At 39.5% G+C, this 25,781-nt stretch carries 24 protein-coding genes; 15 read left to right on the top strand and 9 right to left on the bottom strand.

The features are described 5' to 3' along the window. The first annotated feature begins 11 nt into the window (after positions 1 to 11). The 4 genes from EHQ52_RS12585 (at position 12) to EHQ52_RS12600 (ending at position 6,450) form a co-directional block, all read left to right on the top strand. On the top strand, positions 12 to 1,559 hold the full coding sequence (locus tag EHQ52_RS12585) for a PAS domain S-box protein (RefSeq protein ID WP_135615480.1): 1,548 nt from the start codon (positions 12 to 14) through the stop codon (positions 1,557 to 1,559). Next, positions 1,560 to 1,937: a response regulator gene (locus EHQ52_RS12590; RefSeq protein ID WP_135615481.1), complete on the top strand. Its 378-nt coding sequence runs from the start codon at positions 1,560 to 1,562 to the stop codon at positions 1,935 to 1,937. Positions 1,938 to 1,995: 58 nt separating this feature from the next. Beyond that, a complete protein-coding gene (locus EHQ52_RS12595; protein WP_135615482.1) occupies positions 1,996 to 4,089 on the top strand; it encodes an ATP-binding response regulator in 2,094 nt (697 codons plus the stop codon). Between the two features lie 138 nt (positions 4,090 to 4,227). After that, the gene (locus EHQ52_RS12600) at positions 4,228 to 6,450 is read left to right on the top strand and encodes a SpoIIE family protein phosphatase (RefSeq protein ID WP_135615483.1); all 2,223 of its coding nucleotides are present in this window, start codon (positions 4,228 to 4,230) and stop codon (positions 6,448 to 6,450) included. A 352-nt stretch (positions 6,451 to 6,802) separates the two neighbouring features. On the opposite strand, the gene EHQ52_RS12605 is transcribed toward EHQ52_RS12600, so the two are convergent. Together EHQ52_RS12605 and EHQ52_RS12610 are read right to left on the bottom strand one after the other, a co-directional pair. Beyond that, positions 6,803 to 7,477, bottom strand: a complete 675-nt coding sequence (locus EHQ52_RS12605) for a hypothetical protein (protein WP_135615484.1) — start codon at positions 7,475 to 7,477, stop codon at positions 6,803 to 6,805. After that, the gene (locus EHQ52_RS12610) at positions 7,474 to 9,030 is read right to left on the bottom strand and encodes a Ppx/GppA phosphatase family protein (protein WP_135615485.1); all 1,557 of its coding nucleotides are present in this window, start codon (positions 9,028 to 9,030) and stop codon (positions 7,474 to 7,476) included. The genes EHQ52_RS12605 and EHQ52_RS12610 overlap by 4 nt, the downstream gene beginning before the upstream one ends. Positions 9,031 to 9,218: 188 nt before the next feature. Here EHQ52_RS12610 and EHQ52_RS12615 point away from each other — a divergent pair, with 188 nt between their 5' ends. The 7 genes from EHQ52_RS12615 (at position 9,219) to EHQ52_RS12645 (ending at position 17,371) form a co-directional block, all read left to right on the top strand. Beyond that, positions 9,219 to 10,241, top strand: a complete 1,023-nt coding sequence (locus EHQ52_RS12615; protein ID WP_008595388.1) for a rod shape-determining protein — start codon at positions 9,219 to 9,221, stop codon at positions 10,239 to 10,241. A gap of 51 nt (positions 10,242 to 10,292) precedes the next feature. Beyond that, positions 10,293 to 11,396: a rod shape-determining protein MreC gene (gene mreC / locus EHQ52_RS12620; RefSeq protein ID WP_135615486.1), complete on the top strand. Its 1,104-nt coding sequence runs from the start codon at positions 10,293 to 10,295 to the stop codon at positions 11,394 to 11,396. Then, positions 11,396 to 11,899 carry a rod shape-determining protein MreD gene (gene mreD, locus EHQ52_RS12625; RefSeq protein ID WP_135615487.1) on the top strand — a complete coding sequence of 168 codons (504 nt, stop codon included), beginning with the start codon at positions 11,396 to 11,398 and terminating at the stop codon, positions 11,897 to 11,899. The genes mreC and mreD overlap by 1 nt, the downstream gene beginning before the upstream one ends. A gap of 1 nt (position 11,900) precedes the next feature. Further along, entirely contained in the window at positions 11,901 to 13,841 is a 1,941-nt protein-coding gene (gene mrdA / locus EHQ52_RS12630; protein ID WP_135615488.1) for a penicillin-binding protein 2, read from the top strand. Further along, the gene (gene rodA / locus EHQ52_RS12635) at positions 13,838 to 15,358 is read left to right on the top strand and encodes a rod shape-determining protein RodA (RefSeq protein ID WP_135615489.1); all 1,521 of its coding nucleotides are present in this window, start codon (positions 13,838 to 13,840) and stop codon (positions 15,356 to 15,358) included. The genes mrdA and rodA overlap by 4 nt, the downstream gene beginning before the upstream one ends. A 63-nt stretch (positions 15,359 to 15,421) precedes the next feature. Continuing rightward, a complete protein-coding gene (locus EHQ52_RS12640) occupies positions 15,422 to 16,213 on the top strand; it encodes a hypothetical protein (RefSeq protein WP_135615490.1) in 792 nt (263 codons plus the stop codon). 72 nt (positions 16,214 to 16,285) lie between these two features. After that, positions 16,286 to 17,371, top strand: a complete 1,086-nt coding sequence (locus EHQ52_RS12645) for a hypothetical protein (RefSeq protein ID WP_135615491.1) — start codon at positions 16,286 to 16,288, stop codon at positions 17,369 to 17,371. A gap of 46 nt (positions 17,372 to 17,417) precedes the next feature. Here the strand turns inward: EHQ52_RS12645 and EHQ52_RS12650 are convergent, their stop codons facing one another. Continuing rightward, positions 17,418 to 17,642, bottom strand: coding sequence for a DUF1858 domain-containing protein (locus tag EHQ52_RS12650; RefSeq protein ID WP_008593840.1), 225 nt, complete (start codon positions 17,640 to 17,642; stop codon positions 17,418 to 17,420). A 66-nt stretch (positions 17,643 to 17,708) separates the two neighbouring features. Here EHQ52_RS12650 and EHQ52_RS12655 point away from each other — a divergent pair, with 66 nt between their 5' ends. Then, on the top strand, positions 17,709 to 18,110 hold the full coding sequence (locus tag EHQ52_RS12655) for a 6-carboxytetrahydropterin synthase (RefSeq protein ID WP_135615492.1): 402 nt from the start codon (positions 17,709 to 17,711) through the stop codon (positions 18,108 to 18,110). On the opposite strand, the gene EHQ52_RS12660 is transcribed toward EHQ52_RS12655, so the two are convergent. Then, entirely contained in the window at positions 18,107 to 18,517 is a 411-nt protein-coding gene (locus EHQ52_RS12660) for a hypothetical protein (RefSeq protein ID WP_135615493.1), read from the bottom strand. The genes EHQ52_RS12655 and EHQ52_RS12660 overlap by 4 nt on opposite strands. A 111-nt stretch (positions 18,518 to 18,628) precedes the next feature. Here EHQ52_RS12660 and EHQ52_RS12665 point away from each other — a divergent pair, with 111 nt between their 5' ends. Then, complete coding sequence (locus tag EHQ52_RS12665; RefSeq protein ID WP_135615494.1) at positions 18,629 to 20,593, top strand: acetoacetate--CoA ligase; 1,965 nt, start codon at positions 18,629 to 18,631, stop codon at positions 20,591 to 20,593. A 75-nt stretch (positions 20,594 to 20,668) separates the two neighbouring features. On the opposite strand, the gene EHQ52_RS12670 is transcribed toward EHQ52_RS12665, so the two are convergent. The 4 genes from EHQ52_RS12670 to EHQ52_RS12685 are packed head-to-tail and all read right to left on the bottom strand — an operon-like array spanning position 20,669 to position 22,946. After that, positions 20,669 to 21,004 (bottom strand): hypothetical protein, encoded by a 336-nt coding sequence (locus tag EHQ52_RS12670; protein WP_135615495.1) that lies wholly within the window; start codon positions 21,002 to 21,004, stop codon positions 20,669 to 20,671. After that, positions 21,001 to 21,537 (bottom strand): RNA polymerase sigma factor, encoded by a 537-nt coding sequence (locus EHQ52_RS12675; RefSeq protein WP_135615496.1) that lies wholly within the window; start codon positions 21,535 to 21,537, stop codon positions 21,001 to 21,003. Before EHQ52_RS12675 ends, EHQ52_RS12670 begins: the two co-directional genes overlap by 4 nt. A gap of 1 nt (position 21,538) precedes the next feature. After that, complete coding sequence (locus EHQ52_RS12680; protein WP_135615497.1) at positions 21,539 to 22,177, bottom strand: Spy/CpxP family protein refolding chaperone; 639 nt, start codon at positions 22,175 to 22,177, stop codon at positions 21,539 to 21,541. A gap of 31 nt (positions 22,178 to 22,208) precedes the next feature. Then, a complete protein-coding gene (locus tag EHQ52_RS12685; protein WP_135615498.1) occupies positions 22,209 to 22,946 on the bottom strand; it encodes an LIC10920 family plasminogen-binding lipoprotein in 738 nt (245 codons plus the stop codon). A 158-nt stretch (positions 22,947 to 23,104) separates the two neighbouring features. On the opposite strand from EHQ52_RS12685, the gene EHQ52_RS12690 reads away from it, so the two are divergent. Both EHQ52_RS12690 and EHQ52_RS12695 read left to right on the top strand, forming a co-directional pair. Continuing rightward, positions 23,105 to 23,944 (top strand): substrate-binding periplasmic protein, encoded by an 840-nt coding sequence (locus EHQ52_RS12690; protein WP_135615499.1) that lies wholly within the window; start codon positions 23,105 to 23,107, stop codon positions 23,942 to 23,944. A gap of 16 nt (positions 23,945 to 23,960) precedes the next feature. Continuing rightward, positions 23,961 to 24,827, top strand: coding sequence for an MBL fold metallo-hydrolase (locus tag EHQ52_RS12695; protein WP_135615500.1), 867 nt, complete (start codon positions 23,961 to 23,963; stop codon positions 24,825 to 24,827). Here the strand turns inward: EHQ52_RS12695 and EHQ52_RS12700 are convergent. Then, positions 24,824 to 25,453, bottom strand: a complete 630-nt coding sequence (locus EHQ52_RS12700; RefSeq protein WP_135615501.1) for a lytic transglycosylase domain-containing protein — start codon at positions 25,451 to 25,453, stop codon at positions 24,824 to 24,826. The two genes, EHQ52_RS12695 and EHQ52_RS12700, sit on opposite strands and share 4 nt — an antisense overlap. Positions 25,454 to 25,781 lie beyond the last annotated feature (328 nt).

Consider the following 25,781-nt stretch of genomic DNA (forward strand, 5'->3'; position numbering starts at 1 on the left):
TTTCTAATATTATGAAGAAGCCAGCTGAAAAAGATATTACATTCGAACAAGCTTTGAGGGACGCAAAGTTGATCGAGGCCAAGTTTAAAGGGCTTTTGGAGTCTTTGCCTGATTCTATTGTAATGGTAAACGATTCCGGAAGTATCGTATTTGTTAATGAGCAAGCACTTAGAATGTTCGATTACAAAATGGATGAACTTTTGGGACAACCTGTAGAGATCCTTCTTCCTGATAGATTTAGAAAAAACCATATCTCTCATCGTGATCATTATTTCACACAACCCAGGACAAGATCCATGGGAGCTGGTTCGGAATTATTTGGTAGGAAATCCAACGGAACAGAATTCCCAGTAGAGATCAGTTTAAGCCCTTATAGAACGGAAGAAACAACATTAGTATTGAGTGCCATCCGAGACGTCAGAGAGAGAATTAAAGCAGAAGCAAAGTTCAGAGGACTTTTAGAATCCGCACCAGATGCAGTCGTGATAGTAAATCGGGAAGGAAATATAGTCCTGATCAATTCCCAAGCAGAAAAATTATTCGGATATCCTAGAGAAGAATTATTACACAAACCTGTAGAAGTTTTAGTGCCTGAAAGATTCAGAGCAAATCATCCACAAAATAGAATTAGTTTTTTCAACGATCCAAAAGTCAGGGGGATGGGAAGCGGATTAGAGTTATATGGACTTAAGAAAAACGGACTAGAATTCCCGGTGGAGATCAGCTTAAGTCCTTTAGAAACAGAAGAAGGAATGCTCGTTTCCAGTTCCATTCGTGATATCACCGAAAGAAAACAACAAGAGGAATTCAGAAGAGCTGCATTAGAAGAACAGAATGAAAGGATGAAGGAAACAGCCAGGTTAAAAAGTGAATTTCTGGCAAACATGTCCCATGAATTAAGGACACCGTTAAATGGTATTATAGGATTTTCGGAATTACTTTCTGACGAAAGACCAGGAGCCTTAAACGGAAAACAAAAAGAATACTTAACAGATATATTAAATAGCGCAAATCATCTCTTGAAACTGATAAACGACGTTCTGGATCTTGCAAAAGTAGAATCTGGGAAGATGGAATTATTTTTAGAAACATTCTCCTTGTCCAATGCGATCAAAGAGGTTTCTTCTATCTTACGTCCATTATTAAGAAAGAAGAGGATCAATTTTTTAGTAAAAGTAGATGAGTCTACAGATTCAGTGACATTGGATCCTCAAAAGATAAAACAAATATTGTATAATCTATTATCTAATGCAGTCAAGTTCAGTCATGAAGGAGGAAGTATTAGAGTGAATATGGAAGCGGATGGCAAAGATTGTATTCGAATGAAATTCGAGGATGAAGGGATTGGAATAGATGAAAAAGACCTAAGAAGGATTTTTGAGGAATTCCAACAAATAGATAGTGGAGCAAATAGACAATTTCAAGGAACTGGGCTCGGACTCGCTTTAACTAAAAGGATCGTGGAGCTGATGAACGGATCAATAAATGTAAAAAGTGAGTTGGGAAAAGGATCAGTTTTTACTATAATACTTCCTAGAAAGATCCCGAGCGGTATATAAATGTCTCCTAAGGTTTTGGTAGTGGATGATAATATCGTAAATCTCAAATTGATTTGCGAATTATTGGAATTGGATGAGTATGAAGTTTTAAAAGCGGGGAATGCGGAAGAAGCGCTTCAGATTATAGAAAATCATCCATTGGATCTGATCCTCATGGACATAGAATTACCTGGAATAGACGGACTTACGCTCACTAGGCAATTAAAAGAAAGAGAGAATACAAAAGATATACCGATCATAGCTGTTACTGCCTTTGCAATGAAAGGTGATGCGCAAAAAGCTTATGGAGCGGGCTGCGACGGTTATATCACAAAACCAATCGATACCAGAAAATTTACCGATCAAATTAACGGTTTTATCAAGGGATTGAATCCATGATCCAGGAGATTTTTTTCGTCCCTTATCAATATACAGTCCTTTTTTGGGCTTAAATTTTATGCTCATTCTAGTCGTAGACGACAGTTATCAAAACAGGAAATTAATTTCCGCTCAGTTGGAAAACGGATCTAGGAAAATTTACACTGCTTCTAACGGCTTAGAAGCTTTGGAGATTTTGGAAAATACGGAAGTGGATCTGATCATTTCGGATATCCTGATGCCCCAAATGGACGGATATCAATTTTGTTCTCAGGTAAGACAGAACGAAAAGTTCAAACATATTCCAATTATTATACATAGTGCCACTTACACTTCCGATTCGGATGAAAAACTTTCTTTCGATCTGGGAGCGGACGCATTCTTAAAAAAGCCTGCTAGTCTCAAAGTTTTAGAAGAAACAGTCTCCAAAGTAATTAGCCAACCAAGATCGGAACGTAACGTTAAAAAATTGGTTATAGACTCCGGCCCCCTCCGCCAGTACAATCATAGGTTAGTGGAAAAGTTGGAGGAAAAAAATTTCGAACTCCAAAGAAGAAGCGAGGAGCTTGGTTTCGAAATAGAGGAAAGAAGAAGGGCCGAAAGGCTGAACCGAGAAGGAGAGGAATTATTTAAAGAGCTGACGGAAGCGATCCACGAAGTGTTTTGGATGACCAGTCTTTCTAAAAACGAGATCGTTTATATCAGCCAAGGATACGAACAGATTTGGGGGAGATCCAAACAAAGCCTTTTGGAAAATCCGATCTCCTGGTTGGAATGTATCCATCCGGATGATAGGGAAAGGGTTTTGAATAGTGCGAAGACTAGACAAGTCAGCGGAGAATATAGAGAAGAATATAGGATCGTTCGTCCTGACGGGGAGATCAGATGGATCCGAGATAAGGCATTTCCTGTTAAAAATGAAAAAGGAGACACGATACGAGTTGCAGGAGTCGCAGAAGATATCACAGAACATAAATTGAATGAAGCTCAATTGAAAGAAGTCGAGAAAAAGAGGTCCGAATTAGAACAACAGCTTATACAAGCTCAAAAACTGGAAAGTTTAGGGACTCTCGCAAGCGGAATCGCTCATGATTTTAATAATATACTTTCTATAATCATGGGCCATACATCCGTGATAGAAAATAATAGGACCAATCCTGAAAAATTTTCCCAACATGTATCTGCACTGCATATGGCAACTCAAAGAGGGGCCTCCTTAGTCAGACAACTTCTTACATTTGCCAGAAAGACCGAGTTTAATCTAGAACCGGTACAGATCAACGATATCATATTAGAAATAAGTAAACTGATTTCCCAGACATTTCCTAAAAATATCCGTCTTTTTACTGATTTTCAAGAAAATCTTCCTTTGGTCCAGGTGGATACAAATCAGATACATCAAGTTTTACTAAATTTATGCGTGAACGCTCGGGACGCTATGCAAGATGGGGGCGTATTGAGTTTGGAAACCTTCTTAGCCGATTCCGGAAATTTAAAGATAGGTTATTCCAAAAGTTTAGCGGAGAAGTATGTAATACTTCGGATCTCCGATTCAGGAACCGGGATGAGTGAAAAAACAAAACAGAGGATATTTGAACCGTTCTTCACTACCAAGGATATAGGCAAGGGAACAGGACTTGGGCTCGCATTGGCATATAGTGTGATCGATAATCACAAAGGTTGGATAGAAGTAGATTCTGAATTAGGAAAAGGAACTACATTCTTTGTATATCTACCTGTGCCCAAAGAAAGATCTGCAGTGAATACAAAACCTGTTTACTCTGAATCAGAATCTTTAGGAGGTAATGAAAGTATACTTGTTATAGAAGACGAGGAACTCCTTCGAAATATGTTGGCTGATGTTCTAACCTCCAAAGGATACAAAGTGTATTTGGCAATAGATGGAGAAGATGGTGTGGAACAATTTCTTCTTAAACATTCTGAAATCCAATTGGTACTGACTGATTTGGGGCTTCCGAAGTTTGGAGGAGGAGAAGTCATCAAGAGGATAAGAGCGATTCATAGTTCGGTAAAAATACTTCTTGCAAGCGGGTTTATGGAGCCCGAATTGAAACTTTCCTTAAATGATTTCGGTGTGAGTTATTTTATCCAAAAACCTTATTTGGGTTCTGAAATCCTTTCCTGCATTCGATCCGCCTTGGATCAAAAATAATATTAATATAGGTTCGTTAGGCGCTTTTCTTAAATATATGATTTCACTTAATTTTATCTTATATTAGAAATAAAATATTGATCTGTGTATCGATTGCTACAGCGTTGGTTTTAATTTAAGTGAAAAAGAGAAACGAAAATGAGCCAAGCACGTCTTTTGCCAGTTCTCACCTGGAGGTTGGAGCTATTTACTCACACTGTTCCTGTACCATTCGCAGTATATTTTTCTGCTGTAACAGGTTCTTTATATTCCTTGGAAGAATATCTTTCCATGGGAGTGGCCGCAACGATAGCCGCTACAGCTATGCTTTTAGGTGCCTTCTATCTTAGGTATATCAGATTAAAGAAAGCATCTTATTTAGAAGATAGAAGTTCTGTAGATCCGAACCTTCTTTCTTCTGCAAAATCCATTTATATTACTCAGCCTATCTACGAATCCATTGTGATCGCAGGCCGTTGGTTTTTTGGTGTGTTACTCGCTCATCTAATCGTTTATTTGATCGTGGGTTATAGACCCAATCTGATTGCCACAATTCCTGCATTGTATTTAGGGATTATTCCAATTTCGTTTATTAGTTATCTATTTATTACTGAATACTCTATTCGTCCGGCTCTGAGTAAAAATAAGTTCAGAGAAGTAGAGGCTAAGACCAGATTATTTTTTCCATATTCCAAACGATTACTTGTGGTGGTTATGGCAATGATCTCCATGCCGTTCAGCCTTTTAGGTTATATGTTGTATGCAACTGTGGATGGAAGGATCCGTTTGGAGAATCCACTTCTACATTTAGCGATCATGGCTTTCTTATTTTCTGTTCCACTTATCTTTACTGCGTGGATAGTTACTGAAGCGATAAGATCCAGACTTTCTTCAGTAACAGGATTTTTGGAAGAAGTTGGAGAAGGTAATTTTGGTCTGAAAATTTCTCCTTCTTCCTTGGATGAATTCGGTAAACAGGAACAACGGATAGGAAAGGTTGTAGAAAGATTGAGAGGTCTTTACGAGGAGATCCAATCTTTGAACGAAGGTTTGGAATCCAAGGTAGAAGAAAGGACCAAACAGTTAAAGGAAACGGCAGATGAACTTGGAAAAAGTCTGGAAGAGATACAAAAATTAAAACTAAGCCAGGATGGAGACTATTTTCTCACTTCTCTTTTGACAGAGCCTCTTCATTCCATTCAATTGCAGGATTCTGAATATTCTTTTCGCTCCTTGACAGTTCAGAAGAAAAAATTCAATTATAAACAGAAAGAAAGACAGATCGGTGGAGATATTTCACTCGCACATTCTATTCGACTAAGAGGTAAACCTTATATTGCATTTGTGAATGCAGATGCAATGGGTAAATCTTTGCAAGGTGCGGTGGGTGCTATCATCTTAGGTTCTATTTCCAGATCTATGATAGAAAGAACTCCTGCATTATATAGAAATGTCTGGCCGGAAAGATGGCTCAAGAACTGGTTTATAGAATTACAAAAAGTTTTTGAAGCATTCGACGGTTCCTTAATGGCTTCTGCCTTTTTAGGATTACTAGATGAGTCCAGAGGAGTTCTATATTATATAAATTGTGAACATCCTTCTCCCGTTTTGTATCGCGATGAGACCACTATGTTCTTGGAACCTAAAGAAAAATATTTTAAGATAGGTCATTCGGGCATAGGCCGTAATGTTCATATTGAAGTATTTCAGTTAAAACCTGGAGATGTTCTGTTTTCCGGATCAGATGGAAGAGATGATCTATTGATCCAATCAGAAATTGATCCTGATGATTCCAGATTTTTAGAAATTGTAGGAAAAGCAAAAGGAGATCTGGATCTCACATATGAATTCATTTTACGAGAAGGTGAGATCACTGATGACCTTTCTCTTCTTCGGATAGAAGCACCAAGGAAAAATTTAGCTTCTTCTGAAATTCAACTTAAAGAATCCAATCCCGAAAAGAAAACAGAGATCCAAAAGATGATTTCAGTTCAGGAATGCAGAAGACTTGCTTTGGAATATTCTTCCGGCAAAAAATATACAAAGGCGGGAGAACTTGGTCTGAAATATGTACAAAGAAGACCTACTGACACTGAATTTCTTTTTACTGTAAGTAAACTTCTCCGCAAGTCTGGTAAGATAGTATTGTCTATCGACTTAGGAGAAAGATATAGGATGAGAAATCCTGTAGATTCTGATAATCTTCTTCATCTTGCGGAAATGTATGCTTCTAAAAGTAGATTGGAAAGATCTTTTCAACTTTTGGCAGAAGCAACTGCGATCACTCCGGAACATCCAAGAGCTAAAAAACTTTCAGAATTTTTAATAGAAAAAACAGGACAGATCTCTGAGTCCAGCGAAGACAGAAGGATATTAAGATGAAATAATTTCTTGATTTTTCGTTTTTGCCTGTTAGATTGAGGGTCGCTATATTGGCCTTATTAAGAGGCCGGCCAATCCGAATCCTGAAGAAAAATGAAACGAGTTATCTTTTTTATTCTTTGTATAAGTCTTTTATCTGGATGTCTGGATAACTATGTTTTGCTTAATTTAGGCGGAGATAATTCTAATAGTGAAGAGTGTTACAGCAGTAGGTTTGCTGTTGCATTTGGAATTTGTAATATAGATGAGAATGCGACTAAGGAAGAGCAAGACCGCCAGCTTTTATTTTGTCTGTTTTCAATAGATAGTTCGAATAAAACATGCAGCGGTAAGACCGATTGAATCACAATAATTATCTCAATTTCATTTTGCGAATTTCTTCTGCGACTGGAATATTTTGGTATTCTATCCTTTCTTCTTTGTGATAGAGTAAAGCCTCGATTGAATTTGTTTTAGGGAAATATTTTTGTATCTCTGAGAGTTTGATCCGAATGGTATTTGATTGCAGGATTTGATTTACGAATTCCGTATTTTCCGCTCTTAATATAAGTTGTAGCTCTTTCGATTCGAAAGTTTTAATTTTTTCGGATTTTATAATATTCTCAGAGATTTTCTCTTCTTCTTTTTTTCTGGAAATAGTACGAAATGGGATCGTGGTCCATTCGAATAGAGCTCCTAGATCTGCGAACATTCCTAGGATATATCTGTTCCAAGGTTTTTCATCGTTATCCAGTTGTCTATATCCGTCTGTTTTCTTGTAATCGTATTGAACGATCTTGGTCTCCAAGGTTTTCCTTTTTTCTAATGTTTCTTGGAAAGAAGCGCCTTCTATCTTTAATACCAACTCGAAGTTTTGGAATTCGTAGTCTATTCTTCCCTTATTGGAAAGGATCACTTCTTCTTTTTTATCCAGTAAACGAGAGTCAATTGTTTCCTGTTTATAAGGAAACACTGTAAAACAGTTTAGAAAAGCAGAATGGACCAAAACTAATGCGGTAAAATAGCTGAAAGATCTAAATCTATTCACTGAAATAAAGGTACCATTCCATAAGCAGACTCGAATGCATCTGCTTGTTCTTCGCAGGCCCAAAGTTCTAGACTTTTATCGTAGTTCTGGTTAGTTACCAGTGTGAAGATTGCCTGATTTTTTCGAACCTGGCATTTTACAGTTTCGATCAGCCCTTGTCTGTTTCGATTGCATGCACTTGCGATCCTTAAAATTGCAGAAAGTTTTTCGACTGTCTCTTGTTCTTTTGGACCAACTCTTTGGAATTCCCTATGTTTAGACTTAGGAGCGCTCTTACGGTGATATCTTGCAGTGAGAGCGATGATTTCAATTTCTCCCCAGGTAAATCCGAGCATTGCTTCCGAGTTTCGGATCAGATAATAACTATGTTTATGATAGGCAGAATGAGAAATGAATAACCCAACTTCATGGAGCAAAGAAGAAGCTTCCAAATATTCTCTTTCTTCTTTTCCTAATCTATGCACCGGTTGTAGTTGATCAAATATATCCAATGAAAGTTTAGCTACATGTCGGGCATATTCTTGGTCTCTTGTGTAAGAAACTAAAAGATTCAAGATGGACTTTTGACGAATATCATCCAGGTGTTTGGAATGTTCCAAGTCCTGGAAATGTTCCCATTTTCGGATTGTATCGTAGATAATTCCTTCTCTAAGTGCGAACTCAGATACTGTCATATCAGGAAGGTCCAATAATTGGAATAATTCATCCAAGATCAACATTCCACCTACGATGATATCAGAACGTTTGGAATCGAATCCAGGGACCTTACTTCTCTTTTTAGAAGTGTCCGCATCTAAGATCATATTCCTTGCTCTTTTAAACTCGGAAGATTGGAATGTATAATGATTCAGAGGTCTTTCTTCAGTTTCTTCTCCCTCGAATGCTCGAATGATACCCGCAGTTGCCTGGATTGTTCCGGATGAACCTATGATTATTTCCGGTTTTAGATCTCGGATGATCTTTCGGAAGGGAAGAATTGTCTCTTCTACATAGAGCTTACATTTACGTATCTGAGAAGAATCCAGGGTTTCTGATTTCAGGAATTTTTCGGTGAGTCTGATCGCTCCCAATTTGAAACTTTTGGAGAATAAAATGTCCCCTCTATAACCCACTAAAACTTCGGTGCTTCCTCCACCTATATCTACAAGCAGGACCTTTTTATCGAATACAGGTAGTCCTTGTAGGACCCCAAAATAGATGAGTCGGGCTTCTTCATATCCGCTGATCACATCGATCTTAATGCCTGCTTCTTTTAAGGCGGCTGCCTGGAATTCCGCACGATTGGAAGCTTCTCTCATTGCAGATGTAGCGACTGCTCTGATCTCTGCTTTAGAGTTATCAGCAAGCATCTTAAAACGCTTTAAACACTCAATTGCACGCCTAAATGCGGGAGGATCGATCTCTCCTCCTTCTTCTAAACCGCTTCCGAGACGAACGTTCTCCTTCTCTCTGGCGATAGCTTCAAAGGTCCCGTTTTCTCGGACCCGGACGATAATCATGTGAAAGGAGTTTGTGCCTAGATCAATGGCAGCTAGGGTGTTTTCCCGGACCATAAGTTCCCCAATATTCTTGAGGTAGCAATGGGTTCCAATTTGTTTTTCGTTTTTTTTGTTTTGGAATTGCCCGTAAGGATCGGGCAGGAAATATTGAATTGGATCACGCCCGTAAAATCCTAGAGATTTTCACGGATGTTGCAGATAATAAATAAGATCAACCAGCCTTCTGGCAGCAAAGGATAGAAATGATATTCGATAAGCTATACGGATTATTTTCCAACGATATGGGAATCGACCTCGGAACCGCAAACACTCTCGTCCATGTAAAAGGGCAAGGTATCGTTCTTTCCGAGCCTTCCGTAGTAGCGGTCCACGCGGCTACGGGCAAAGTGCTCGCAGTAGGCCAGGAAGCTAAAAGAATGTTGGGACGTACTCCCGGCGAGATCGTAGCAATCCGTCCTATGAAAGACGGGGTGATCGCGGACTTCGAAACAGTCGAAAAAATGATCCGCTACTTCATTGCAAAAGTCCATAATAGAACTACTTTCGTAAAACCTAGGATCGTGATCGGAGTTCCTTCCGGGATCACTGAGGTGGAAAGACGTGCGGTTCGTGAATCCGCAGAACAAGCAGGCGCGCGCGAGATCTTCTTGATCGACGAAGCATTGGCTGCTGCGATCGGTGCAAATATTCCGATCAATGAACCTGCTGGTAATATGATCGTGGATATCGGTGGTGGAACTACTGAGATCGCTGTGATCTCTCTTGGCGGTATGGTTATCGCTGAGTCTATCAGAACTGGTGGCGATGAGTTCGACGATGCAATCATCAAATATTTAAGAAACCAATACAACCTGGTTGTTGGGGAAAGAACTGCAGAAGATATCAAACTTACTATCGGTAACGCTTACCCTGAAAAGAAAACCGAGACCATGGAAGTAAAAGGTAGAGATGCAATTTCCGGATTACCTCGTACTCTTGAATTAGAATCCAATGAGATCCGTAAGGCTCTTAAAGAACCAACCGACGAAATTTTAGACGGGATCAAAAGAGTTCTGGAAAGAACTCCTCCTGAACTTGCTTCGGATATTGTAGAAAGAGGGATCGTTCTTACTGGAGGAGGATGTCTTCTTCGCGGATTAGAAACCTATCTTTCTAAAGAAACCGGTGTGCCTGTGTTCAGAGCCGAAAACCCTCTGACTTGTGTGGTACTTGGAACCGGAAAATTCTTGGACGAAGTTAAGTATCTAAAACCAGGGATCCGTTAATTCGGATCTCGAACTCTGGCCTGATCACCAGAGTCCGATACGGAATTTTTTATGCTTTGGCTTCAAGTTAATAAAAGTAAGGAAACTGTTTCCCTTTTATTCTGCGTTGTATTCTCTCTTCTATCCCTGACTTTTAAAAGTAATGTTTTAGTCAGAGGGATTGCAAGTTTCCAGAGAGTGGGGGACTCCGTTTCTGGTTCGATCGACGGAGTTGGCTCCTTTTTTAAAGGAGCTTATACTAAATTAGAATCTTTTGAAGCGGTTCGTCAGGAAAGAGATGCCTGCGTAGCTGCAATTGATGATTATAAAATTCTTCCCCAAGATCTGGAAAGAGTAAGCAGAGAGAACGAAAGTCTCAGAAAAGAATTACGTTTTAATACTAAACAAAAATATTCTACAGTCAAAGCGGAAGTTCTTTCCGTTCGTTTGAATTCAATTTATCGAACAATCATTATAGACAAAGGTTCAGAAGCAGGGATCAAACCTTATATGCCTGTCACTGCAAGAGCGGTGAACCAAAAAGGTGAAATTATAGAAGCACTCGTCGGAAAGGTGATCGCGGTCACAGGTGGATCAGCAGTGGTCCAACCTATCATCAATTCCAATTATAATATGGGTGTTTCCATTCCCGAAAGTAATCTTTGGGCCACTCTTTCTGGAAACTCCGGAAGAGGAATGGAAGCATTGATGAATTATATAGATAGTGGTATCATCATTGATCCAAGGATTTTCGGAGATTATCCAATGGGTCCAAGTGAGATGATCCAATACACTGAATCTTTAAGTAAGATAGGAAAACCTGTATATAGTTCAGGTTCTTCCGGAATGTTCCCACCAGGAATTCCTGTGGGTATAATTACTGAAGAAGGTCCGCGCAACGGAAGTTTTAAAACTGCATTCTTAAAACCTTTTGTTCGTTTTGATATGTTGGAGTCTGTTACTATCTTAATGAAACTTCCTGAAAAATGGGCGGAGACTTGGCCTGAAGGACAGAATATCAATATCGAAAATCCTTACTTTGGTGAATTAAATTATCCTAAAGAAGAAAGAGAGCCTAAGGCTCCTGCTCCAGTAGGAAACAAACCTGCGGAAACTCCTAAACCTCAAAAACCGGAAGGTACTGGCTCCGGATTTTCAGACGAGGAAACAAACTAATGATCTTAGAATATATAGTCATTGGTGCCGGGATTTTGATCTCCCACTTCTTGAATGGAACAAATCTATTCGAGATTTCTGGATTTAAGCCAGACTTTATGGTGATCTTCGTTCTATTCTTTGCTCTCCGTAGGGGAACAATGGCTGGGATTTGGATCGGATTTTTTGGCGGATTACTTTCTGATTCAGGATTAGGCGGAGAAATCGTAGATAATATTGTTACCTACAAGATAGGACTTCACTCACTTACATTTTGTATCATGGGTTATATCGTAGGAAAGTTCGCAAGACCTGCCTATCACGAAAATCAGATTTCCATAATGTTGTATTCTCTTGTTGTAACTTTGGTTTCCAGGATTGCTTCTTCTCTTTTATTCTCCGCATTCTTTCATGAAAATCTAAACTATTCCATTATTAGTACCTCTATCTTTAACGGAGCGATCGCTCCTATGTTCTTCTGGATATTGGGAAAATTGTACAGATTGGAGCAGGCGGAAGGCTAAAATGTTGGGGGGAGGAGGATCTTCTTCAGCCACAGAGTTTAGACTGGAGCGCAGTTTCAGGCTAAGACTGTATATGTTCTCTGGGCTTGTTGCATTTGCTTTAATAGCATTCGTAATCCAGTTATTCAATCTTCAGATCGTACAAGGAACTGATAACTCTTTAAAGGCGGAGAAGTTCGTTAGAAAAAGTGAAACTATTCCTGCTGCTCGGGGAGAAATGTTCGACAGAAACTTTCTCACTCCTGAAACATCTATGGCACTTGTTTCCAATTATTCCAGTTTGGATGCAGTATTAAACACTTCTTTACTCAAATACGATCCGACTAAGGTTAAAAATTTCCTGCAGGAATTCGCGAGAACTCTTTCGATACCAATGTCTTATTACGAAGAAGACTTGCTTGAGCCTAAATTTTCTAAAAAGATCAAAACCAAAAAGCCATTCGTACTTTTAGAAGCTATTTCCAAGGCCCAGCAGGAACGTATATCAGTTTTTGATAATATATCTAAGTATGTGATCTTGGTTCCTTCTCCTAGAAGGATCTATAAAATGGGTCCTGCACTTGCACATGTTACAGGATATATAGGAAAACCGAGTAAAACGGATCTTCTTACCCGGGAAATAAAATCTTACCAATGGCTTGGAAAAGATGGGCTGGAGCTCCAATACGATTCAAGGCTTCGAGGAACCGACGGATTCCGTATCCAAAAAAGAAGTTCCGAAGGAAATATCGAAGAAGAAAGGGTAGTAGAACATTCTACTCCTGGAAATAACCTTGTACTCACTATAGATAAAGACATTCAACTTGCTGCGTATAAGGCGCTAAAAGGTGCCAGAGGAACTGCGATTGCAATGCGTCCTTCCACTGGGGAAATTTTAGCAATGGCTTCTAATCCGAGCTATGATCCGAATGTCCTCTCTGGAAAAAGTAGATCTGAAAGAACTGCACATTATAAGAGAGTGGATGCAAACGGCGGATTTTTAAATCTTGCGATCCAATCTAAATTTCCACCAGCTTCCACATACAAGACGTTAGTTGCACTTGCTGCTTTAGAAAGTGGGCATAAGGTGGATTATACTCCTGAAACCAGTTACCAATGTAATGGTAGCTACACGCTTAAATCCACATTTGCTGGAGTTCCCGACCAAGTTTTCTATTGTTGGGAGAAGGGAGGGCATGGTACGAATGACCTGGCTCATGCTCTTCAAAAATCATGTTCCGTGTATTTTTATAATCTGGGATATAAATTAGGTTCTGATCCTATCTTGACCTATTCTCGTTTATTCTTATTGGATCAAAAATCCAAAGTGGATCTTCCGGGAGAAATTGCGGGTCAGGTTCCTTCTCCTGCTTGGAAAAAAAGAATTTATGGAACCAGATGGTTTGATGGAGATACGATCAACCTTTCTATCGGACAAGGATTCATGTCGGTTACTCCTCTTTCTATGACATTGTTTTACGCAGGGCTATTGAATAGAGGACAGATCTACCAGCCTTATATAGTCAACGAGATCAGAGATCCATTAGATAATTCTATTATCAATCGTACAGATCCTCAGAGACTAAGCGACATTCCGATCCAATCTTCTACAGTAGAGGCTATTAAAGCTGGGCTTAGATTAGTTGTGAAGAATGGAACAGCTGCATTTGTATTAAACAAACCTGGGCTTCCTGATATAGCAGGGAAAACAGGAACTGCCCAAACAAGAAGAAGAGGATCTTCCGGATCCAACCACGCTTGGTTCATAGGATATGCGCCTGCAAATGCACCTGTCAGCGAACAAGTAGTAGTCGCTGTATTCGTAGAATATGGAGTGGGTGGAGCGGCCGGAGCAGCACCTGTCGCAAGAGAAATGTTTAGAGCTGCTTTCCCTCCTGGAAGTTTCAAAAGAACTGCAGAGATACCTGAAACTGCTCCTGCAGCACCGGAGAATATACAATGATGTCGGATCGTTCCATAGACAGGATTGACTACTTTTTAGTAGGCTCGGTCATCATAGTAGTAATCTGCAGCGTTCTTACTTTATATTCTCAAGAATATAATTTTGATGATCCTAGTGTTGGGCTCATGAGCCATAAATGGTTCAAACAGTTTTTGTTCTTTCTCGGTGGACTCTTGATCATGTGGTTCGTGTCTAGGGTCAATTACCAATTGATCGGGGCATACGCGTTATTTGTATATGGGTTTGCTATCTTATTATTAGCGCTCACACTCGTAAAATGGATCGGTTATCTTCCTTCCAGTCGAGGTGCAAGATCTTGGATCAAGGTCGGACCATTTCTTTTACAAGCCTCGGAGTTTGCAAAACTAGCCACTGTGATATTACTTGGTCAGTATCTAGTTTTAAAAGAAAAAGAAATGAAGAAGTTAGTGGTACTAGTCATCCCATTCGGGATCGTACTTCTTCCAATGGCTTTGATACTATTACAACCGGACTTCGGAACTGCAGTTTCCTTCTTGCCGATCTTATTTACAATGTTGTTCTTAGGAGGAGCCGATTATTTTCACATCGGTTCCTTTATCACATTTGGAGGGATCTCACTTGTTCTTCCGATGTATGTAGAATATTCCAAACTTACATTACTAAATGATATTTTGGCATTCTTACAAAGAACAGGGAAAACGGACCTTCTATCCGTAGTGAATAGATTGGGTGGAAAAACCTGGCAGGTCTTAGACGGTAAAGAAGTCGCCGGAGCAAATCTCACGCCCAAAACAATCTCAGCATTGAGAGAAGTATTCGATCAAGTAATCGATTTAGAAGGTAGTTTTATATTTAAGTTACTTTCTAACCAAGGATTACTGATCGGAGTAGGCGCAACACTTATCATATTCAGTATTATAATGATCTTACTCAGGGTTGCTCGAGGAAGTAAAACATTACGTTCTTATTATATTCCTCTCGGGATCTTAGGTATCAGTTTGATCTCCGCAGTAGTTGTAATGAAAACTGTTCCTTTCCGGGAAAACCAGGTGATCCGATTGACTGCATTCTTAAATCCTGATGAATTTAAACAGGATGCTGGATATCAATTAAGAGCTTCCAAACCTGCAGTTGGTTCCGGAAAATTAGTCGGAAAAGGATTTTTGAACGCAGAAATGACGGAAGGAAAAATTCCTCATGTTCCTGAATCTAGTACTGACTTTATATTTGCATCTTGGGCCGAACAAACTGGCTTTATAGGTTCTGTGTTCTTACTCTTCTTTTTATTTTCTATTCCACTTAGAGGATTGCAGATCAGTTACGAAAGTAAGGATAGATTCGGATCCTTGCTCGCGTCAGGGATCGTTGCGATGTTATTCTATCATATGGCGATCAATATAGGGATAGTACTCGGGTTATTGCCAGTGACAGGGATCCCACTTTCCTTCATGAGTTACGGTGGTTCTCACTTACTTATGTCCATGGCAGCGGTCGGGATCATTCTTTCTATCAAGATGAGAAAACACGCAAACTAAATTTTAGATACTTAAAATGGCATGACTTTGCAAAAAAGCATGCCGATATTCTAACTAGCCGGCATGGAAAGAGTAAAAGATTCCAGATTTCTATTCGATCTGAAAAGAAAATTTCGCTATATCTTGGAAGAGGTGGAGAAGAATACCTATGACCAAGATTCGGAAGTCAGAGAATTAGAAACGGTCTGGGAAGAAATGTTCGATGTGGCTTCCCGCAATGATACTCCTTATTTTAAAGCAAGACTTTCTAATCTAAAAAGACAATTAGATGGTTTTGTAAGAACCAAGGCTTACGAAAAACAAGAGTTTGATCGCATCTATAGACAATTAGAGAAGATCCGCAAAGACGATACTGTAGAATTTTTAGATGAGTCTATGCGTTCCACATTGGGAAGGATTTCGGAAAATACGAATAAAGTTACTGCCAATGTATCTGGTTCCGGGATAGAGCCAGGCTCTTTGGGAGGAATTCCTCTACTTCTCACTTTTAGATGTGGCACTGTTCATTTTATAGTTAAATCCGGACCCAAAAAGATATTCAGGAACGTACATAGAAACAAAGACAAGGTCCTTTACGAAGGAAAAAAATATCCTATCTTCCCTAGTAGATCCATTTATTTTTCTTGGGAAGGAGAAGGTAGAGCCTGGGAAACTGAGCCCGGTTCCTTACTCATGATCCGTTATCCGGAAGGAATTAGATTTTTTAGGTGTGACGCTTTAGGAGATACATTCCGTATTCCTGAAGATACTTTTAAAAGAAGATTACAACCTACTGACAAACAATCCACTGAGATCCGCTATTATTTCCGCAAGGCCGGAGTTCGGTATTATTATATTCCCCAAAAAGGGGAGTGATCACCTAACATCATAACAACGTAATTTGGTTTGCAATTTTAAGGATATAGGAGAAAATCCGAGGCCTTTACGATGTTATACAATACTTCTTTCTGGGACAATTGGACATTCGAAAGCCTATTCGATCTATATTCAAAAGGTCCCGATTTTTCGAATTCCAAAGAATTAAAAATAAATAAAGAGACAAATTCTTATGATTGGACTGAGATCTGCACTGCTTGTGTCCAAATAGAAAGTCTATTTCATTTAATTAATGAACTTGTTCTAAGAGAAAAAATATTCTATGACCATAAATTCTCTGCTGGTTGGAATTCCTTCGAAAGCCTAGATTCCTTGGATGGAAGTCTGCTCATTTCGGTAGATATACCTACCTATAACCCAGAGGTTGCAGATTCCAGGAACAAAGCCCTAGAATTATTATGTGTTACCGATCTGATGAAAAAACATCAGGAAGAAAATTTAGAAGGTTATAGAAAGAATAAACAATCACCTCATGAGTATTTTGGCCAAGTGGTCTGGGGAGCTGCGGGAAATCTGGGGCGAAGTTCTTTTCTAGGAGCGCATTACGTGGCTCATCCAATTCGTGCTTCCTTATTAGAGCAAGTCCCTTTATTCGAACCTCATACAGATATAAATTCAGAAGTTAAAGAATGGATCGATAACGAAAGGATGAAGATGTTCACAAGTCTGACTCCTGTTGGAAAGATGAATAATTTCCAGTTAGTTCTTCCACCTATAGTTGCGGAAGTGATCGAATCTGCCTCTAAATTTTCTGAGATCATTCCATCTGCAATAGAGACTAGAGAAAAATATACAAAGATCAGAGAATGGATCGGAGAATACCAAACTGCAGTAGAGCGTGAAAATCCTGCTTCACTTTCTAAGTTCAGAAAAACACTGGATTCAGTGGCTCAAGATTTGGAAAAAATGAGAAAAGGAACAGATATGGGAAATACTAAAGTGGGACTTTCTTTTATCAGTTTGGATTTTCCAATGCCAAAAATGCCTGATTACAGAAGGTATTGGGGGATTAGAGGAGCTTTAAACAAACTTTCCTTGAATCAAAAAGGAGATAAGTCTCTTACTAAACTTTTAGATTGGTTAGATTGTCCAAAGGGAACTAAGTCAGAAAAGATCAGAGAATATTTTCGTTTCTGATCTCAAGTTTAGGGATTGTAGATTAGGAGAGCCGAAGGCGGAGAGATTACTCTCCGTCCTCGAGTAGGTTATTCAAACTGTCTAGTAGAACATCCACTTCTACACCGTAACCCATACAAACTTGCTCGATAGTTTCGAGTTCGTTGATAGAACAATGAGAGCATCCGCCCAAATGATAACTTGAAAATACCAATCCTGCTTCAGGATGAAGACCGATCGCTTCGCCTACTGTCATTTCTTTAAAAAATCTTGGCTTGACCGCTTCCGACATGGGGAAAATCTCCTAAGTACTGGTTTAAGTTCCAGTATATAGACTCCCTAGGCCAAAGTCAATTCCATGTTTTTTCAAGAAACCGGCAAATTCTATATTCGTATCGAAGAAAGGTTCGAATCTTCTCATTATCTTTACAAATACTTCCCAGATGGCTCCGATGAGCCAATCCACGGGCATTCCTTTAAGGTAGAAGTTTATCTCTCCGGCCAAAAGAATATTGGAGAAGACGGGATCAGTTTCGACTTTTTAACCTCTAAGCGTAAGCTTAAGGAACTTGTAGCTGAGTTAGACCACATTCTGATCAATGATCATTCTGATTTTAAGAAGACCAATCCAACTTCTGAAAACATGGCGCGTTGGTTTTACTATGGCTTAAAGGACAGTGTAGCTGAGGCGAAAGGTAAAGTAGATCGGATCGTAATCCATGAAGGTCCGGAAAACTTGGCTTATTACGAGCCAAACTAAACTTTACCGTACGTAAAAAGAAAAACTAAGTTCGCCACCGCATAAGAGATCGTGAAATAAAAACCGATGCGTAAAGGCCTAGGCAGTCTCATCACTCCGCAAAGAACAAAGTGCACTGCTAAAAAACAAAGAGCTAAAGTGTTTGTCCAAAGAACGGCTTTCACTGGTTCTGAGTCTGCTCCGTATAAAAGTAGAAGGACCGTAGGCAATAGTCCCAGAAAACTCATGAACCCGCCAGTTGCGATCCAAACCATTAGGATCATCCTGGACTGTCTTTCATCTGGATGTTGGAAGACTGAGATTGCACCCCCAACTACTAACTGGTGTAAAAAACCGTGGAATGCGTAGACCAAACTTACGCATAAAAATAGGATCGTAGGCAGGTTGAGATGGTTCAGGTCTGACAACTGGAAAACTCCGACTTCTTATCGACTCACAAATCTTACGGGAAGGCTTCCACTTCACAACTAATTTACTGTTGACCTTCGATTGAAAAAAACGAAGATAACAGGCCGGACATGAATCAAACCCTTTGGACTCCCAGTCCCGAACTCATTCAAAACTCAAGACTTACTGAATTCCAAAATTTTGCCGAACGAAAGATCGGTAAAAAATTTCAGAATTATACGGAGCTACATTCCTGGTCTGCAGAATTTCCCGAAAAATTTTGGGGACTACTTTGGGAATTTGCGCATGTTCTCCATTCCAAAACTTACGATGAAGTAATCCGGGCTGGAAAAACTTTTAGAGAGGCCCAATTCTTTCCTGGAGCAAAACTGAACTTCGCACAAAACTTACTTCGAAAAAAAGACGATACAATCGCTATCTTTTACAGGGGAGAAAGTGGAGCGGAGAAGAGCCTGACCTATTCTGAACTTTATAAAAATGTAGGAGCACTTGCGGCTTATTTCAGATCGGAAGGTGTGGCACCCGGAGATAGAATCGCGGGACTCATGCCGAATGTTCCTGATACTGTTCTTGCGATGTTAGCAGCTACAAGTATTGGAGCTGTTTGGACATCTTGTTCTCCTGATTTCGGAGTCAAAGGTGTTTTAGATAGATTTGGTCAGATCAAACCTAAAATTTTGATCACCACAGATAGATATGAATTTAAAGGTAAATCACTTCCACTTGCGGCGATTGTCCAGGAGATATCTACTAGTCTTCCTGATCTAAAAAAGATCTTAGTTTCTGAATATCCCAGTTTAGGATCAGGCGATCAGAAGAATATCACTGATGGATTTCCTAAAAATGCAATTCCATTAGGAGAATCTTATAAATCTTTTTTAGGCCAGGACCCTGAATTTTACCAAACATCTTTTGATCATCCTGTTTATATCATGTATTCTTCCGGAACAACAGGACTTCCAAAATGTATGGTCCAAGGCTCCGGAGTTTTTCTAAATCACTGGAAAGAACTCGCACTACATACTGATCTGAGAGAAGGAGATGGGATCTTCTATTATACCACCTGCGGATGGATGATGTGGAACTGGCTTGTAAGTTCTCTTTCTATTGGAGCTACAATACATCTATTTGATGGGAATCCATTCTATCCTGATCCTGGAGTGTTATTCCGTTTTGTTTCCGACCGTAAGGTGAAAGTATTTGGAGTAGGAGCTAAATATATTCTTAGCTTGGAGAAGGAAAAATACAAACCGAGTATGGATCTATCTTCTGTAAAGGCTGTATTATCAACAGGATCTCCTTTGCCGGGATATGGATTTGATTATGTTTACGGATCTTGGAAGAAGGATCTAAGACTTTCCTCTATTTCAGGAGGCACAGACCTGAATGGATGTTTTGCATTAGGAAATCCTAATTTACCCGTTCATTCAGGAGAATTACAATCTTTAGGTCTCGGAATGGCGGTCCAAATTTTTGATGATTCTGGAAAACCAGTCCAAGGACAAAAGGGAGAACTAGTTTGTACAAAACCATTTCCTTCTATGCCATTAGAATTTTGGAATGATCCGGACGGCAAAAAATACCTAGGCGCCTATTTCGACACATATTCTAATATTTGGAGACATGGTGACTTTGCAGAAATTCTTCCTAATGGGGGAATGGTAGTATATGGAAGATCAGATGCTACCTTGAATCCAGGTGGAGTCCGTATTGGAACCGCTGATCTATATAGTTTACTCGAAACCATTTCCGAAATTGCAGATTCGGTGGTGATTGGCCAAGAATGGAAGGATGATGTAAGAGTGATCCTATTCTTAAAGATGGCTCCAGGTGCAGTCTTAGATCCAACATTTGAATCTAAGATCAAAAAGGAAATTAAGGACAAGGTTTCTCCTCGCCACGTTCCATCCAAGATCATTCAAGTTGCAGATATTCCTTATACTCGAAACATGAAGAAGGTAGAGATCGCTGTTAAAAAAACAGTGCAGGGAGAGGTAGTGACAAACCAAGATGCTCTTATCAATCCTGAATCATTAGAATATTATAAAAATATACCACAGTTACAAACAGACTGATTTCAACACTGGTCGATCTTGCTTTTGCGGACCTTCTTCGTCCCTTTTAAGGATAAGAAATAAGGTCCGGACCTTCTATCTTTGTGAAAAAGAAGTTTCTATGATTAGATCTGTATCTTCCCATAGATATTCTGTTTCTATAGGAGAGGCCAGATATTGTGCAGAATTTTGCGAATTAGAATAAGAATTTTCGGATTCTTTCATGCTGCGAGTGTAGAAAGTCGCAAGTCCCACTAATCCTAAAATTAGGACTGCAGCTATTGCTGCCTGCCACATGAACTTATTATTAGAAGCTTCTTGGATTTCTGCTTTGGCAATTATATTGCCTGCTATCCTTTTTGCAAGATCTGGATCATTGAGTAGAGATCCAATTTTTTGATCTAGATCGGAATCGTTATATGGTTCTTTCATTTTTTTTCTCTTCCTTTCTGATTCGATGCGAATCGAGATAACCATTCTTTTGCTCTAGAGATCCTGGACTTGACTGTTCCTTCGGAGATATCCAGTTTTTTAGCGATCGATTCCATCTTCTCGCCACCCAACCTAAGTATCATAGTTTCTTTATATGGAGAAGGCAAGAGATTAATTTGAGATTCCATCCATTTACGTTTGTCTGGATCTGGCTCTATCGCTGCTAAATCTTGAGATTCTTTCTTTTCGGAAACTTTTATCTCTGCTTGTAATTTTGAATAAGCTCTTCCTTCTCTATTCCATTTCCGAATCGCTCTTCTACATTCGTTTCTGGCAGCTACATACAACCAGCGATTTGCTTCTTGATGATCCAGACTAGGCTTATTCTTGAACTTAAGATAATATCTTAAATATGTATCTTGGACCAGGTCCTCAACTAAAGAAGCCATCCCAGGCAAAATATGCCTGCGGATGGACTTAAGGACAGTCTCCTTGCTGGATTCTATGATCCGGATTAATTCGGATTCCGTCATTCTATCTATAGTCCGGTCCAAAACTTAAGTCGCTGATAAAGATTTGGTCTCGGGCTTCAAGAACCTGGTCATTTATGGACAGGTTCTTACAGTCTCTATCTCCAGGAGGAGGGCCGGGAGGTGGACCATGGTGATGAGGAGGAAAGTCTCTTCTCTCTTTGAGTCTATTTAATCTTTCCTTATGGAGTTGGTTTAGTTTTTGTTTTTGATCAGGAGTCAAAATGGACTCAAATTCCAGTCTGCCTTTTATGTGCAAAAATCTTAATTCGAGTTGAATATCGCTGATCTCTTTTAATTTAGATTTTACTGCTACCAGATCTACTTTAGGAGATTCTAATAGTTTACGCAAAGATTCATGGAGAGCAGGTAACTTCTCTCCCATAGTTCGGCTAATATTCTGTCTTTTGTCAGTTGCTGATTTTGCTTTTTCGATCTGCTCAGGAGTCAGAGAAAGTTCTTTGGAAAATCTTTCAAAATTTTTCTCTTCTCTATCTCTTGGGCCTGGTCCTCCTCCTGGTATAAAAAAATCGAATGGTTCTGGGCCGAATGGAGGCGGTGGAGGAGGCTCAGCAAATATGAAACTTTCTGATCCTGAAACCAATAGAATAAGAACAAATAATTTGAGTTTATTAAAATCCAAGTGATCACCTACTATTTCTGACGAATTATTTTTATTGTGTACTAGTACTAGAAGAACTTCCTGAAGAAATTGTACTACTTGTACAATTCACTTCTCCTTTTATACTTACAGAAGGACCTGAAACATTCTGAGTATTATAACATGTCTCCCCGTCTTGTGTATAACACATACTTGTAGAAGTTGCGGAAGTACAATTGATATTGTCCACAGTATAACATTGGGTGAGAGAAAGAGCTACACTTCCACTTGAGACTGCTGTCCCTACCAGGTCTAAATCCACAGTGAGATAAGAAAGTGCCTGAGAACTAGAAACACTTGTATCCACAGGCACGCCACTTCCTCCCCAATAAATTTTACCGTAATTGGAAACCACTGCAGAGGTTCCGATTCCTCCTGAATAAGAAAAACCTTGGGTGGAATCAATCGATCCTTGGTTCTGGGTAGCATCATATAAAAACTTGAGATAAAGATATTCTCCGGTTTTAAAATATAATCTGGTGATTACTGTAAATAGATTCGTGGTGCTTGTACTTGTAGTAGTGGTGGTTGTGGTCGTACTAGTGCTGGAAGAACTATAAGGAGTTGCCGTTCCGCAACTTGCGGTCTTATCCATATCCAATTCTCCGTCTATATTGAACGCAACTCCGTCCCCAAAAACGGTTAAGCTTACCTTATCCGCATCTCGATTCTCGCAGGATAAAAAACAAAGTAAGAAGAATACTAAGTATGTACGCGGACTATATAAACTGGTTTGTACGAAAGGACTCAAAATTAGATTCCAGGATTCTCTTTGTATATATAAGTAAACCCGGAGAAGGAAAAACGTTCCCTGATTCTTACTAAAATTATCTATTTATCCAATCGACTGAAGTATGATAGATCACTGTTTTTTCCCTTGATCCATAAGGGCTAAGAAAATATAAAAGAATGGTGTTTCGAATATTCGGACTTCTATTTTCTTTTTTGATCCTTTCTTCTTCGTATGCTCAAGGTATCTCAAATTCTCGTTTGGATGAGATCCAAAAAAGAGGAGAATTAAGAGTTACAGGAAACCGTAACTTCGACCCATTTTATATCTCTGATCCGAAAGAAGGATTTCCAGGATTCGATGCTGAACTTGGAAAAAAATACGCAGAGTTCTTAGGTGTAAAATACACATTCACAAACCGTCCAGAATTCGAAGATTACGCGGAAGCAATCAAAAACGGGGAAGCAGATATTGCATTTTCTGGTTTAAGTTCTACATTAGAAAGATCTAAAAAAGGAAGTTTCAGTTCTCCTTATTTAGTTTCTACAACAGGGGCGCTCGTGAATAAGAATGCACTTCCTCCTCCTCCAGAAGGGAATATTATCTCTACAGTATATTTCAGAAGTGTAAAGGATCTGGATAGTGTAATCGGACTTAGCTTTTCTGTTAGGGCATTTTCTGCCAGTCATGAATACCTTTTGAGTATTTTTCCGAATTCCAGAATATTCACTTACGGTTCTATGGAAAGCGCTTGGAATTCAGTGAAAGAAGGACAGGCAAATTGTTTTGTAGGAGATTCTCTTTATATCAAGGGTTTGCTTCTCAAACAAAGAAGTATTTTATCCAATTTTAGAGCTCTCATTGAGCCAGTTCAAGAAAATCATGTGAGTGCTTTACTTCCTAAAGGAGATATTTATTTCTCCCGTAATTTTGAATTTTTTCTGTCGGAGCTCAAACGTACAGGAGAATTAAAAAGTTTAGAGGATAAGTATTTTAACAGAAGTGACTGGGTGAAATAAAAACAGTCTAATCCGTATGGCGACTTTGGCAAAAAGAAAAGCCCAAAATTCTCCCGGACAGATCTATGTGGATTCCAGTTGTATAGATTGTGAAACCTGTAGGATATTGGCGGGAGACGTTTTTGGAGAAGACCAAACTGGTTCCTTTGTCAAAAAACAACCTGAATCAGAATCCGAAAAATTCCAAGCCTTACAAGCATTAGTTGCCTGTCCCACAGCTTCTATCGGAACAGAAGATCGAATTGATCTTACAGAAGCAAAATTATCTTTTCCAAGACAGATCCAAGATGAGGTCTATCATTGTGGTTTCCATTCAAAGGATTCATTTGGTGCCTTCTCCTATTTAATTGTCCGGGAAGAAGGTAACGTACTCGTAGATTCTCCCAGGTATATTCCATCACTTTCCGAAAAAATAAAAAACCTGGGTGGGATCAAATACCATTTCCTAACTCATAGAGATGATGTAGCAGATCACGAAAAATTTCATGCTGACTTTGGAACCCAAAGGATCATCCACGAAGGAGATCTATCTGCGGTCCCGAATGCAGAAATCGTGATTAAAGAAAGGGACCCATTCTCACTCGAGCAGGACCTATTGATAATACCTGGGCCTGGACATACAAGAGGACATTCTACTCTATTATATAAACATAAATTTCTATTTTCTGGGGACCATCTTGCGTTTGATCCTAAGAAAGAAAGGTTGATCGCTTTTAAAGGCGCTTGTTGGTATTCTTGGGAAGAACAAACCAAGTCCATGCAGGACTTGGAAAATTATAATTTTGAGTGGCTTCTTCCAGGCCACGGGCACCCCACTCATACGGATCGGAAGCGTATGAGTGAGATGCTTAGGTCCTGCGTTCTATGGATGCAAAAACGTTAGAATGATTCCCTGCTTCCTAAATATTCTTCCTGGCCTGAAAATACGCTCTCTGCGTAGGCAGGAACTCCTCCCCATTTTTTAACCGCTCCCGGTCCCGCGTTATAAGCGAGAAGGGCAGTTCGGATATTTCCCTCATGGGTTTCCAACAAATGGTTCAGATAAGAGACTCCAAGATGGATATTTGTCTCTGGCTCCAATAGGTCTTGCTTCTTGATATGTTTTCCTTCCCAAGATGCGATCCAGGATCCGGTCCCGGGCATGATCTGCATAAGCCCCAATGCATTCTTCTTGGATCTTGCTTTCCTGTAGAATTCGGACTCTGTTTTGATGATCCCGAGAAGTAGCCCAGCCTTCTCTCCTTTTTGGCAATAAACTCCGCAGGCGCTATTATTGATCCTTTCTGACTCCTTTTCTACGGTTAAGGAGAGAAGTTCCAGCTCAGATTCGGTAAGGCTTGGTCTTTCGGAACGAATGTATTCTTTAATTTGGGTGGATTCTGGGAGGGAGTTCCTACCAGGCGCGCTCTTTCCTATCAAGGAACCCGCGATAGGGGCTACCAGTGATTGGTAGACTAGTGGTAACGAGGCGATGAATATGTATCTTTTTCGGATTTTAGGCTGGAGCATTCTCCTTGCCTCCTCTTATGGTGCATTGCACCAACTATGACCAGTCTTTTTGCGGCGCACTACGGACCAAGTAAAAAACCATCCGGTTTTTGGAGTTTGTAAAAAAAAGTCGGGTTTTCGGGGGAGAATCTGGCCCTTAAGAAATTGGAAACGGATCAGAGAAGAAGCACTGGAAACATTTTTCATTTTGGAAATTTCTTTCCAAAGACATAGCACTCATACTTTCACTCTAGTTTTTGCTCTTCTTCAAATCATTATTTGAGTTAATTGCGAGACCTTCTCAACTATAAACAGTTGGAAATAAATTTCCAAGAGAAGAGTAAATCTT

It is taken from the genome of Leptospira koniambonensis (genome assembly GCF_004769555.1).
GTDB lineage: Bacteria > Spirochaetota > Leptospiria > Leptospirales > Leptospiraceae > Leptospira_B > Leptospira_B koniambonensis.

Bases quoted from the DNA above. Each gene is read 5' to 3' on its own strand.
- mreC (WP_135615486.1), top strand. From the start codon at position 10,293: ATGCTTTGGCTTCAAGTTAATAAAAGTAAGGAAACTGTTTCCCTTTTA.
- EHQ52_RS12665 (WP_135615494.1), top strand. From the start codon at position 18,629: ATGAATCAAACCCTTTGGACTCCCAGTCCCGAACTCATTCAAAACTCA.
- EHQ52_RS12585 (WP_135615480.1), top strand. From the start codon at position 12: ATGAAGAAGCCAGCTGAAAAAGATATTACATTCGAACAAGCTTTGAGG.
- mrdA (WP_135615488.1), top strand. From the start codon at position 11,901: ATGTTGGGGGGAGGAGGATCTTCTTCAGCCACAGAGTTTAGACTGGAG.
- mreD (WP_135615487.1), top strand. From the start codon at position 11,396: ATGATCTTAGAATATATAGTCATTGGTGCCGGGATTTTGATCTCCCAC.
- EHQ52_RS12695 (WP_135615500.1), top strand. From the start codon at position 23,961: ATGGCGACTTTGGCAAAAAGAAAAGCCCAAAATTCTCCCGGACAGATC.
- rodA (WP_135615489.1), top strand. From the start codon at position 13,838: ATGATGTCGGATCGTTCCATAGACAGGATTGACTACTTTTTAGTAGGC.
- EHQ52_RS12600 (WP_135615483.1), top strand. From the start codon at position 4,228: ATGAGCCAAGCACGTCTTTTGCCAGTTCTCACCTGGAGGTTGGAGCTA.
- EHQ52_RS12700 (WP_135615501.1), bottom strand. From the start codon at position 25,453: ATGCTCCAGCCTAAAATCCGAAAAAGATACATATTCATCGCCTCGTTA.
- EHQ52_RS12590 (WP_135615481.1), top strand. From the start codon at position 1,560: ATGTCTCCTAAGGTTTTGGTAGTGGATGATAATATCGTAAATCTCAAA.
- EHQ52_RS12595 (WP_135615482.1), top strand. From the start codon at position 1,996: ATGCTCATTCTAGTCGTAGACGACAGTTATCAAAACAGGAAATTAATT.
- EHQ52_RS12615 (WP_008595388.1), top strand. From the start codon at position 9,219: ATGATATTCGATAAGCTATACGGATTATTTTCCAACGATATGGGAATC.
- EHQ52_RS12640 (WP_135615490.1), top strand. From the start codon at position 15,422: ATGGAAAGAGTAAAAGATTCCAGATTTCTATTCGATCTGAAAAGAAAA.
- EHQ52_RS12675 (WP_135615496.1), bottom strand. From the start codon at position 21,537: ATGACGGAATCCGAATTAATCCGGATCATAGAATCCAGCAAGGAGACT.
- EHQ52_RS12690 (WP_135615499.1), top strand. From the start codon at position 23,105: ATGGTGTTTCGAATATTCGGACTTCTATTTTCTTTTTTGATCCTTTCT.
- EHQ52_RS12610 (WP_135615485.1), bottom strand. From the start codon at position 9,030: ATGGTCCGGGAAAACACCCTAGCTGCCATTGATCTAGGCACAAACTCC.
- EHQ52_RS12650 (WP_008593840.1), bottom strand. From the start codon at position 17,642: ATGTCGGAAGCGGTCAAGCCAAGATTTTTTAAAGAAATGACAGTAGGC.
- EHQ52_RS12645 (WP_135615491.1), top strand. From the start codon at position 16,286: ATGTTATACAATACTTCTTTCTGGGACAATTGGACATTCGAAAGCCTA.
- EHQ52_RS12655 (WP_135615492.1), top strand. From the start codon at position 17,709: ATGTTTTTTCAAGAAACCGGCAAATTCTATATTCGTATCGAAGAAAGG.
- EHQ52_RS12670 (WP_135615495.1), bottom strand. From the start codon at position 21,004: ATGAAAGAACCATATAACGATTCCGATCTAGATCAAAAAATTGGATCT.